The sequence below is a fragment of the Pelotomaculum isophthalicicum JI genome (genome assembly GCF_029478095.1).
GTDB lineage: Bacteria > Bacillota > Desulfotomaculia > Desulfotomaculales > Pelotomaculaceae > Pelotomaculum_D > Pelotomaculum_D isophthalicicum.
The window spans coordinates 1-10161 of the sequence record NZ_JAKOAV010000057.1 but is presented as its reverse complement, the minus strand read 5'-3'; the positions used below and the strand labels follow the sequence as shown (position 1 = coordinate 10161).

At 42.9% G+C, this 10161-nt stretch carries 14 protein-coding genes and 1 pseudogene; all 15 read right to left on the bottom strand.

Annotation, left to right across the window (positions count from 1 at the left end; genetic code table 11):
- Nucleotides 1–60: 60 nt before the first annotated feature.
- The gene (locus L7E55_RS16960) at nucleotides 61–291 is read right to left on the bottom strand and encodes a cation transporter (RefSeq protein WP_277445548.1); all 231 of its coding nucleotides are present in this window, start codon (nucleotides 289–291) and stop codon (nucleotides 61–63) included.
- 16 nt (nucleotides 292–307) lie between these two features.
- Entirely contained in the window at nucleotides 308–2740 is a 2433-nt protein-coding gene (locus tag L7E55_RS16955) for a heavy metal translocating P-type ATPase (protein WP_277445546.1), read from the bottom strand.
- A gap of 22 nt (nucleotides 2741–2762) precedes the next feature.
- Complete coding sequence (locus tag L7E55_RS16950; protein ID WP_420852069.1) at nucleotides 2763–3098, bottom strand: metal-sensitive transcriptional regulator; 336 nt, start codon at nucleotides 3096–3098, stop codon at nucleotides 2763–2765.
- Between the two features lie 127 nt (nucleotides 3099–3225).
- A pseudogene (locus tag L7E55_RS16945) lies at nucleotides 3226–3390 on the bottom strand (4Fe-4S binding protein); the annotation flags it as partial.
- Entirely contained in the window at nucleotides 3391–4092 is a 702-nt protein-coding gene (locus L7E55_RS16940) for a TVP38/TMEM64 family protein (RefSeq protein WP_277445545.1), read from the bottom strand.
- 37 nt (nucleotides 4093–4129) lie between these two features.
- Nucleotides 4130–4582: a hypothetical protein gene (locus tag L7E55_RS16935; RefSeq protein ID WP_277445544.1), complete on the bottom strand. Its 453-nt coding sequence runs from the start codon at nucleotides 4580–4582 to the stop codon at nucleotides 4130–4132.
- Nucleotides 4583–4614: 32 nt separating this feature from the next.
- Complete coding sequence (locus L7E55_RS16930; protein WP_277445543.1) at nucleotides 4615–5067, bottom strand: hypothetical protein; 453 nt, start codon at nucleotides 5065–5067, stop codon at nucleotides 4615–4617.
- Complete coding sequence (locus L7E55_RS16925) at nucleotides 5036–5206, bottom strand: hypothetical protein (RefSeq protein ID WP_277445542.1); 171 nt, start codon at nucleotides 5204–5206, stop codon at nucleotides 5036–5038. Before L7E55_RS16925 ends, L7E55_RS16930 begins: the two co-directional genes overlap by 32 nt.
- Nucleotides 5203–5478 carry a C-GCAxxG-C-C family (seleno)protein gene (locus tag L7E55_RS16920; RefSeq protein ID WP_277445541.1) on the bottom strand — a complete coding sequence of 92 codons (276 nt, stop codon included), beginning with the start codon at nucleotides 5476–5478 and terminating at the stop codon, nucleotides 5203–5205. Before L7E55_RS16920 ends, L7E55_RS16925 begins: the two co-directional genes overlap by 4 nt.
- Before the next feature lie 152 nt (nucleotides 5479–5630).
- Nucleotides 5631–6065, bottom strand: coding sequence for a DUF4418 family protein (locus L7E55_RS16915; RefSeq protein WP_277445539.1), 435 nt, complete (start codon nucleotides 6063–6065; stop codon nucleotides 5631–5633).
- Between the two features lie 38 nt (nucleotides 6066–6103).
- A complete protein-coding gene (locus L7E55_RS16910) occupies nucleotides 6104–6775 on the bottom strand; it encodes an ABC transporter ATP-binding protein (RefSeq protein ID WP_277445537.1) in 672 nt (223 codons plus the stop codon).
- Nucleotides 6776–7975 carry an ABC transporter permease gene (locus tag L7E55_RS16905; protein WP_277445535.1) on the bottom strand — a complete coding sequence of 400 codons (1200 nt, stop codon included), beginning with the start codon at nucleotides 7973–7975 and terminating at the stop codon, nucleotides 6776–6778.
- Nucleotides 7976–8047: 72 nt separating this feature from the next.
- The gene (locus L7E55_RS16900; RefSeq protein WP_277445534.1) at nucleotides 8048–8434 is read right to left on the bottom strand and encodes a hypothetical protein; all 387 of its coding nucleotides are present in this window, start codon (nucleotides 8432–8434) and stop codon (nucleotides 8048–8050) included.
- 67 nt (nucleotides 8435–8501) lie between these two features.
- Nucleotides 8502–9182 carry a YdjY domain-containing protein gene (locus L7E55_RS16895; RefSeq protein WP_277445533.1) on the bottom strand — a complete coding sequence of 227 codons (681 nt, stop codon included), beginning with the start codon at nucleotides 9180–9182 and terminating at the stop codon, nucleotides 8502–8504.
- A gap of 85 nt (nucleotides 9183–9267) precedes the next feature.
- Complete coding sequence (locus tag L7E55_RS16890) at nucleotides 9268–9948, bottom strand: TVP38/TMEM64 family protein (protein WP_277445532.1); 681 nt, start codon at nucleotides 9946–9948, stop codon at nucleotides 9268–9270.
- Between the last annotated feature and the right edge of the window lie 213 nt (nucleotides 9949–10161).

The window sequence follows — 10161 nt, the reverse complement described above, 5'->3', positions numbered from 1 at the left end:
CGCTGCTCCTGACATAATGATTGTCGGCGCAACCTCCGGCTGCACACGTCAATTATTGTCTCAGATTACCGCCCCCTTTGGCAAGAAAAAACTATTCATTTCCCGATAGGGAAACTGAGCGGCAACAAGATCTACCCTCTCAGCATCATACTCTACTGTAACCTTTTTGCCTACTAAATCCACAGCCACGCTGTCTACTCCAGCCAGAGCCCCCACTGACTTCTTTACACTGTGCTCGCAGTGACTGCAAGACATTCCCTCGACATTTAAAGTTTTAACTTCTTTTGACATAACTATAACCTCCATTTTAATAATTTTTATTTGGATTAAACCTCTTTAAGCTCAGTGAGTTCGTCACAACCGATACGGAACTGAACGCCATAGCGCCGCCGGCGATCATCGGATTTAAAAATCCCAATGCCGCGAAAGGTATGCCGATAACATTATAAAAAAACGCCCAAAACATGTTTTGTTTGATTTTATTCATCGTTTTACGGGAAAGACGTATGGCCGCCGCTATCGCTCTCAAGTCTCCGCGCATCAAGGTAATATCCGCGGCCTCAATCGCCACATCCGTCCCCGTGCCGATGGCCATGCCTATATCGGCGGTAGCAAGCGCGGGCGCGTCATTAATTCCGTCCCCAACCATGGCGACCACTTTCCCTTCAGCTTTCAGCTTTTCAACCTCTTCCGCTTTGTTTTCGGGCAGGACTTCCGCCAAAACGTTCGTAATCCCTGCCTGCCTGGCGATGGCGCGCGCAGTCCTCTGATTATCACCTGTAATCATATATACTTCAATACCCATCCGCTGCAAATCCTCAATGGCCTCTTTCGAGTTTTCTTTTAAGGTGTCTGCGACGGCGATAACAGCTTGTACGGCATTGTTTTTTGACATGAGCATGGCGGTTTTACCTTCATCCTCAAGTTTTGCAATGGTAGGCTCAACGTTCCCCAGGTCAATACCTTTTTCGTTCATCAGTTTTCGGGTTCCAATATGGAATATGTTTCCTTCAACCTCAGCCATAACGCCTCTGCCTGGGATAGCCTCAAACTTATCGGGGTTTGGTATGTTGCCGAACATCTTTTTGCCTTCTTCGAAAATAGCTACTCCGATCGGGTGTTCGGACCTTTTTTCTATTATGGCCGCCATTTTCAACAGTTCATTTTTATTTAACTGTCCCAACGCGATAATATCTGTAACTTCCGGCTGTCCCTTGGTAATGGTGCCTGTCTTGTCCATTACGACAACGTTCAGCTTATAAGCCGTTTCCAGGTGTTCTCCGCCTTTGATGAGTATGCCGTTTTCAGCGCCTTTGCCTGTGCCCACCATGATGGCTGTGGGGGTGGCAAGTCCCAACGCGCAAGGACAGGCAATCACCAACACGGCAACCGCGCTGATAATTGCCTTGGTCAGGTCACCGCTGCCAAAGTACCAGATCGCAAATGTCAGGACGGCAATCCCCGCAACAACCGGTACAAAAACGCCTGAAACCTGATCGGCGATTTTTTGTATCGGGGCCTTTGAACCTTGAGCGTCTTCCACCATTTTGATAATCTGTGAAAGTGCCGTATCCTTGCCTACTTTTGTCGCTTCAAACTTGAATGTTCCATATTTATTTATAGTGGCGCCGATCACCAAGTCTCCTGTTTTTTTCTCGACCGGCAGACTCTCTCCGGTAAGCATGGATTCGTCAATGGACGAATTTCCTTCGGTAATCTTTCCGTCAACAGGGACTTTCTCACCGGGTCTGACAATAACGATATCTCCTATTTCAACTTCTTCGATCGGAATATCTTGCTCCACACTGTCACGGATTATCCTCGCGGTTTTAGCCTGCAAGCCCATCAGCTTCTTGATCGCCTCGGAGGTTTTTCCTTTTGCCACAGCCTCCAGGTATTTTCCCAAGAAAATCAGGGTGATAAGTATTGCCGACGCTTCAAAGTACAGGTCTTTCATCATGCCTTCCGGCGCAGTCTGGAAGAAAACATTGTACAGACTATAGAAATACGCCGCTGACGTACCCATGGAAATCAGTACATCCATATTGGCGCTCTTGGCTCTCAAAGCATAAAACGCGTATTTATAGAACCTGAATCCGACGATGAACTGAATGGGTGTGGCAATGGCCAACTGAAAATACTGGTTATGCAGTATGGCCAGCCAGGCAGTCTCAAGGTGGGCGATCATCAATACCATCGCCAACAACAAAGGAGAACTCAACAAAATGGAGATGACCAGGATAATCTGAAGGGTTCGTATTTCTTTTTCCCTGAGCTCTTTTTCCCGGTCCCTTGCCGCATCCTCTGCTTTCTCAGCGTCATAACCTAAAGACTGCACTGCTTTAATCATATCTGAAACTTTTATTTCTGCCGGGTCATACTCCACTGATGCTTTTTCCGTCGCGAGATTAACAGCGGCTTTGATAATTCCGTTCTGTCTGCTGAGTTTTTTCTCAATCCTGGCTGCACAAGCGGCACAGGTCATACCCTTGAGCACAAGGTCGACCTTGCTTTCTTCCGCCGCTTTTTCCCTGATCACTTCATAGCCCAGCTTTTCCGCGAGAATCTCAAACTTTTGCGGATCGACAAGCTTGTCGTCATATTCAACCGTGGCTTTTTCCACGGCAAAATTAACATTAGCCTGGTTAACGCCTTCCAGATTTTTGAAATTTTTTTCTATTCTTGCGGCACATGCTGCGCAAGACATCCCCGCAATTTTGAATGATTCTTTTTTCAGCATATCTCTAACAAGGAGCCCCCCGTTATTTGTTCATCATCCTGAAAATAGTATTCATCAACTCATCAATAACCTTATCGTCGCCGGCTATGATTTGCTCTTTTATGCAGAATCTCATATGCTTTTCTAAAAGCAGTTTAGCAACACCGTTTAATGCCGACTGGGCGGAAGATATCTGGTTTAATATGTCGTCGCAGTAAACACCTTCCTCAATCATTCGCTTGATCCCCCTTATTTGACCTTCAATACGATTGAGGCGATTGGTAAGTTCCTGCACGGTTTTTTCATCACGCCAGCTTCTGATTTTTTCTCCGTTTGCGCTTAGGCAACTGGAGCAAGGCCTTTTCTCAATATCATTCACAGTCAGCACCACCTTTAAACTATAATTATATAGTATACCCCCCTATACTATATGTCAAGTATAATGATGGGCATGTCGCTTTTATAAACAATCCTTATTTATTATGTCGGGTTATTCTGATATTTATTTAGCAACACCCGTTGCTATCGCTGCCGCCTGAACAGTCATAGCTAGGCTCAGTTTCAGTCAGCCATCTCTTAATAATCGCTTGCGCACAACCAACACCCGGTTTAACTTCTATCGCATTAAACGGACAGTTTTTTGCACATGCGCCGCATTCCATACAACCATCTTAGGATTGATTTTTAATTTTATGTCGATCCTGCCATATCTGTTTGAACATAAAAGCAAAAGCGCTAAGAGCAAACACCAGGAGAAGGCCAAATACTACAGTTCTCACGCTGCCAACCAGCATATCTCCAACGTAGGAATACACTATGGTGGCCGGAAGCTGTCCCAATCCGGTAGCCCAGAAGAATTCCCAAAAACCCATTGATGTAAGACCAGCTGCATAACTAACTACGTCGAAAGATACAAAAGGCAATAAGCGTGCAATTAATACAGCCCACTTGCCGTAGCGTTCAAAAAAGACATCCACCTCACGCAGGGCGGACCGGGTGGTAAACTTCTCCACCACAGACCGGCCGTATACTCGGGCGATGGCGTAGCATAAAGCAGCGCCAGCCATGGCGCTGGACCATGATAGAATCGCGCCTTTAACCCAGCCAAACAGGCCAGCGTTGGCAAAAGTAATAATGAATGCAGGTAGTGGCGCGGCCACTGACTGTAAAACCATAAGTAAAAAGGATATAATGGGAGCCCAAACTCCAAATGATAGTATATAATCCTTGGCAACCTGGATATTGACCTTGGACAACACCGCCACAGCCTGATTTATAGCGTTGTGGAAAGGCACTACCAAATAGTAAAGACATACCAGCGCTAGAATCAATGATAATTTGAACCACCAGTTATCCCACCAGTTTTTTTTCATTCATTGCATCCTCCTTACAAGGGAATAGACCTATATTCTAATCAACTCTACTAAAGAAACGGGAAGGTCCATCAAGTATTGGCCATTCCGCCTCATTGAATATTTCCCGACATCGAACCGGGCTAAATCCCCTGCTATTTTCAGTATCACTAGCCATATCTCGCGGATTTGAACCAGCTTCCGCCCATAGAAGATTCGCTCCCGCCATAGCTCCTGAAACACAGGGTTCATGAGTGCAATTACCAGCCACATCATGTCCCATGGCCAGACGGACCACCGCCAGAATCTGAGTCATGCGCAACTCGCTCGCCATTCCGTGTTTTTCCAACTGACTTCCCGGTATGCTGATACGACGGGCCGCTCTACTAAAGACGGGATGAACCTCTCTTGTTATCAATATCTTTTCTACGAGTTCCTCCGTGCTATGTTCCGGTTCAACTGGTTCCAGGCAGGTTCCCAGCAGTAATCCCGCCTTTTTCGCATTACGCATGGTCTCCAAACGTTTTTGTGGCGAAATTCTTGTTACCGGTATAACATAATCAGTTTTTGCGGCGATAATCCTAACGCAAAAAGCAGTTTGATCCACTGCATCAAAAGCAGGGTTTTCCCCCGCCCCTGTTTTTCGAAACGTCGGGCACTGCTGGTCACTTTCGCGGTTATGATTCTGCCTCTTTCCCGCAAGCGGGCGCGCCTGGAAAACTCTACATCCTCTAGGAACGGCCAATCGGGATAGCCGCCTATCTGGTAATAGAAGTTACGGCGGCAGTAAACGGCCTGATCGCCATAGCAACTGTTAAATATGCGCGAACGAAGGTTGGAAAACCAGGACAATATAATATAGAAAATGGCCTGGTTATCGAATTCCAAAGTAGCGCAGCCCCATGCAGCACCATTTTCAACCACTGTCACAAGTTCCTTCAGTAAGCCTGGCTCGATACGTGAATCAGCGTGTAAAAACATTTGCCGTTCGCCCATTTCCCCCCCACTCCTCCCAAAGCTGTACCAGAATGGCGGCAGCTTTGCCGGTGAGATCTATACAGGCCCGGTTGCCCAATTTTTCCAGCAGACTCCTTTTTTTCTTGATAGCCCGGCAACAGGTAGCTCCAAAGGTCATTTTGAACCTGTCATGCAGATGCTGGCGATCTGCTGGCCATTCGCCTCCGGCTGGCTACGGGCCTTCAAACCGGAAGCAATAATCATTCCGGTGAGAGCACCGCAGGAGCATCCCGAGTGCATTCCCTCACCGAAAAGAGCGGCAGCATCTAAAACCCCTTCCGGTATTCCTATGTTCCAAACCTGACAGGCAGCAATAACTATTGACCGGCAGCAATTATTGCCTCCTTTCATTTCTCGCATGGCTATCTTAGTAGCCTGTTGCGGTTGCATAAGTTTTTCTCCCTTCCTTATCATTGCAAAAGGATAATTCCCTGGTTAAATGTTGTAATTACTGCCCGGGAAGACAAAATGCAACGCGAATGCAAACACTGCACCTCGGGCTTTTATTTTCATCATGTGCTTTATCATACCTGAGATCATATTTACAAAGTAAGTTTATTTGTTTTACTGCTATTAGCAAAGATATCAAAAAGGCCACTTATAATAACTAAAACACCGCTGCCCCTTAGCCACGCAGATGTAGCATGACATGCCATTGCCGTGTTTTTACAGATACCAATACCAATCACCGATTCAAAAGTATTTGCTATAATCATAATTCCAATTACAATAATAACCCACTGGAGCTTGTTATGATCCGTTTTGGAGAAAAAAGCCACAATAGCTGCAAAGAGTAAGATTATTGCCAATACAATGGAAACCTGCCCAGTATAAAAGCATTTCATATGTACCATGGTGCCGTTTTGTAAAGTAAGCAATCCATCACAGACAGGAGCCCAGATAAAAATTGAACCCAAGATAAGCAATGACGCGAGCAACTCAGTCCCCAGAATAAGCTTTGATAAGTTCTTTTTCATTTTAGCCTCTCCTAAAAAACGTTTAATTTTCCCAGGTGTTACTTGTCAAGCAAAGCTAATTTCCCATACTTCAGCCTATATTGGACGGTAGCTTCTGCTGCCCATTTGTTATTATGAGTCACAATAACAACCGCACAACCCTTATTAATTGCTTCTACGAATAACTGGACAATTTCGTTAGCCCAGAAATCGTCAAGATCATTTGTTGGTTCATCAGCAAGGATAAGGGAAGGGTGGTTAATCAGCGCACGGGCTATCATAGCGCGCCTTCTCTGACCGCCGCTAAGCTGATTTGGAAGATAATCCTTCCGTTCTAATAGTCCCAAGCGCTCCATCAACGTAACAATTTCTTGTGAATCAGTTATGCGTTTTTTACCCAGTGCTTGAGCAAACTCAAGATTTTCCTGTAATGTAAGTGCTTGAATCAGGTTATTTTCCTGAAAGATAAAACCTATCTTTTCTGCTCGTAAATTAGTTAGCTGCTGATCAGTCAGTGAGTTGACATCCTTGTTATCCAGGTAAAGCTTACCTTCATCGATTTTCAGCAAACTGCCCATAACATAGAGCAGTGTACTCTTACCTATCCCGGAAGAACCCTCTATGGAAATGAAATCACCTGTATTTACCACGAGATTAATATTTTGTAGTGGACTAACCTTTTCCCCCATCATGTAACTTTTGCTAACGTTTTGGAGTTTGCATATTTCCATTTATTCTAGCGCTCCCTGTGTAATAGCCTCTTGAGGATCTAAACTTGCGCTTTTCCATGCAGGGTAAACCGATGCAACAAAGCCTAACAATATTGCGACTAAAACGCCGAAACATCCACTTTTTAAAGCTGTTGACCAGGTCCATATTCCAGATGGTAAAACAAATGCGCTTTCTAATATTCCCAGAATTGGAATAACACAGATACAAGCAAGGAGACTTCCCAGCACTCCACCGATAAAAGCCATAAGCCATGCCTCGCTCATAATAAGCTGGAATATCTGTTTTTTCTGTATTCCTATGGCTCTCAGGAGACCGATTTCTCTTTTTCGTTCTTTGGCCAGGGAATTAAACCGTCCAATAAGTGACAAAACGGTAATCATTAGCGAAGAAAGGCATAATCCAAAAATGACTTTACTGATTATATCTATTTGACTTCTCGCATTATTAATTGTTTCGCTGGTTGCAACAGCTTGCACTCCCAGACCGGACTGCTTGATTTCATCAACCACTTCAGTTTTACTGGTACTATTTTGGGTCTTAATTAGAATAGAAGAAATAAGATCATCTGGTAGAGCATCCTTCCATAAATGCTGTAGTTCTGGAATGTCTCGCGCCAGTTTTCGTGCTACATCAATATTTAAGTATATAGTTCCATCCATTCCGCTCCCGGTCGGATAAAGTGTTCCTACAACCGTAAAAGGCTTTCCTAAAATCGCCACTACATTGCCCAGATGAGCTTCAACCTTACTACCAATAATAACTTGATCATCTTCTAATCTATCGAAATTCTGCTCATTAAAGTAAGGTTTCAAGATAAAATCGGTCTTTTCATCATATCCCACGAGGCGAATTTCTTCTCCATAACTACAGCATCCACCCGTAAGGGTTTGGGTGAAAAACTGGGGACTCGCTTGTTCAACGCCTTCAATGTTAGAAAGCTTCTCAATTATGGATTTTGGCATATAAACATTGGCCGGGTTTGCTGTGAACAAGGTTTGGTATGCATCAGCCTTCGCCAGGTCGGGAAGGACAATGACATCAACTCCCAGACGTTTACTGGAAAGTGACAATCCTTCCTGCATCATTAAGAAAACCGAAAAAACAATCACAAAGATAAATATTGTTAAAGCAGTAATAATAACAGTTAGCATAGACTGACTTCGTCTTCTTACGGTATTTCGCCAGGCCAAATACCACAAAGCAAAAACCTCCGTTTTAACCTCAAGATGTAATTAGTTCTGCTTTTAATTTGTTGCAGTAACGAATGCACCTTAATTTTTGCTCGTTGGTCTCCATATCCAGATTAAAATTAGGCCTAAAGCTAAAGATATTATTAAAATTAGATCAATGACAGAAAATCTAATTTTTGTCATTTTTATACTTTCTCTAATTATGGATGCAGGCACAACAGTCAATCTTTTGCTTCCCAAAACTAAAAAAGCCAGAATGAAGCATAAAATGAAATTCGCCAGAGTAAAGCTTCTCTTTATGATCACTTGCTTTCTGGTCAATAAACCAGCAATTATGGAAATCAATATTACCAACGGAATAATCAGACCAACGCTAATTCTCATGTCGAGCCAAAGGCTGTTAATGGCTATAATAGCTGCTAGCAGACCCCATATAAATCCATTATAAATTAGCACAAATAATTTCATAAAACTCCCCGTTATAATAAGTATTAAAACAGGTAAGAGATATTATCCCTTACCTGCCGCTTATTAACTAATCTGCAAGTCTGAATATTACTGCAACCTTAGTTCCATCCTTCGGAAGAACGTCCGGATTGCCAGTGATTTTAACTTGTTTTTTTATTTCAAGTTCATTGGCTTTAAATGCAGCGTCGCTTGCAATACCAACTGCACAGCTATCCAAGCATAGAATGCACCCTGTTTTAAGGTTCGTTGCATTTTCAAGGTTTCCACCAAATCGTATATCCATAGGTCTCTTTTCAGTTGCCTTTAATATATCGCTGAAGGGTATTTCTTTGCCCAGTCCATTCCATGTAACAAATACATTAAGCTTAGAACCTTCAACGCTTTTTTCTGCTTTTTTCATGTCATCTAATGAAATGTTGTTTCCCGGCTTGGCACCTATTTCAATAAGAGCGTTGTAGAAATCAAACTGATTAGCAAGTCCTCTTAAAACCGATTTTTCACCGTTCGTTCCATCCTTAAAAACTACGCCATGTCTGGTTGACTCTGTTAAGTACTTTCCGTTTACTTCCGCTAGAATTTGGATTTCTTTCTTGTCCTTATTTACTACCATGGTCTTTGCGTCCGTAAGTTCACCCAATTTGAATTCCTTGTTTGTCGTTGCGCTTTGGGTTGCCGACTGAGAATTACATCCGGCTGATAACACCATAATAAATAAAAGCGTTAAAACTATGGATAATGCTTTTTTCATCGTTGCCCCTCCATTAATTTCAAATCTTTAATTTTTTATAAAACAGTTTATTAAAAACCTATTTAAAACAGATCTTAGCGTTAGTTCACTTTTTCTGTATCCTGTACATGTAAAACCTAGTTTGCAGCTCCTCAAAAGAAAATCTTCGCTTCAAGAGGATAGACATTATAACCATCAAAGCCAGTATTCCAACAGATAACATAAATTCAAGGGATCTGACGCATAATGCCTTGTCCCCCAGGTTTGTAAAAACAACAACCCCTGGGATAATACCAATCATTGTAGAGAATATGTAGTCAGTATATTTAATTCTGGTAAGTCCTGCTCCATAGCTTATTACATTAAAGGGTATTATGGGAATAAGCCTCATAATTAAAATTAGAAGAAAACCACCCTTTTCAATTCCATCCTCAAATTTTTGCATTTTCCCTTTAACAAGCTTTTCAACTACACCTCTTCCCAACAGCCTGGAGATATAGAAGGCAACTGTTGCACCAATAATAGCCCCAATAATTGTATACAAGGTTCCAAAGTATATTCCGAAGGCCATTCCCCCTGCAACTGCGATAACTGAACCTGCCGGGATTACTGAAAACATTGTCATATAAACAATAGGTCCCAAAACACCAAAAGAAGCTATATAGTCCCGTAATCCCTCTGCTGTTGGGTTTTCAAGCATTCCTGATTTTTTTGATAAGCAAAAAATTGTAACAAGAATCAGGATAAAGACTGTAGTAATCATATTCTTTTTACTTAACCATTGCATTTAACAACCCTCCATCAAAATATCACCACCTTATTTCGATGCCCCTGAAATATTCAACCTAAAACTGCACTACGTACAATTAATAACTCAACTTTCGCAGACCGAAAGCTGTAATCGATCCTTGAAAAACGAGGGCAGAGAGGAAATAAACTGACTTATAAACTCCTCCAGTTTCTGCCCAGACAAAGACAGATGCTCTCTCAAAGCTTCTTT

Coding starts and splice junctions, on each gene's coding strand:
- L7E55_RS16960 (WP_277445548.1), bottom strand. CDS start 291: ATGTCAAAAGAAGTTAAAACTTTAAATGTCGAGGGAATGTCTTGCAGT.
- L7E55_RS16955 (WP_277445546.1), bottom strand. CDS start 2,740: ATGCTGAAAAAAGAATCATTCAAAATTGCGGGGATGTCTTGCGCAGCA.
- L7E55_RS16940 (WP_277445545.1), bottom strand. CDS start 4,092: ATGAAAAAAAACTGGTGGGATAACTGGTGGTTCAAATTATCATTGATT.
- L7E55_RS16935 (WP_277445544.1), bottom strand. CDS start 4,582: ATGCGTAATGCGAAAAAGGCGGGATTACTGCTGGGAACCTGCCTGGAA.
- L7E55_RS16930 (WP_277445543.1), bottom strand. CDS start 5,067: ATGGGCGAACGGCAAATGTTTTTACACGCTGATTCACGTATCGAGCCA.
- L7E55_RS16925 (WP_277445542.1), bottom strand. CDS start 5,206: ATGACCTTTGGAGCTACCTGTTGCCGGGCTATCAAGAAAAAAAGGAGT.
- L7E55_RS16920 (WP_277445541.1), bottom strand. CDS start 5,478: ATGCAACCGCAACAGGCTACTAAGATAGCCATGCGAGAAATGAAAGGA.
- L7E55_RS16915 (WP_277445539.1), bottom strand. CDS start 6,065: ATGAAAAAGAACTTATCAAAGCTTATTCTGGGGACTGAGTTGCTCGCG.
- L7E55_RS16910 (WP_277445537.1), bottom strand. CDS start 6,775: ATGGAAATATGCAAACTCCAAAACGTTAGCAAAAGTTACATGATGGGG.
- L7E55_RS16900 (WP_277445534.1), bottom strand. CDS start 8,434: ATGAAATTATTTGTGCTAATTTATAATGGATTTATATGGGGTCTGCTA.
- L7E55_RS16895 (WP_277445533.1), bottom strand. CDS start 9,182: ATGAAAAAAGCATTATCCATAGTTTTAACGCTTTTATTTATTATGGTG.
- L7E55_RS16890 (WP_277445532.1), bottom strand. CDS start 9,948: ATGCAATGGTTAAGTAAAAAGAATATGATTACTACAGTCTTTATCCTG.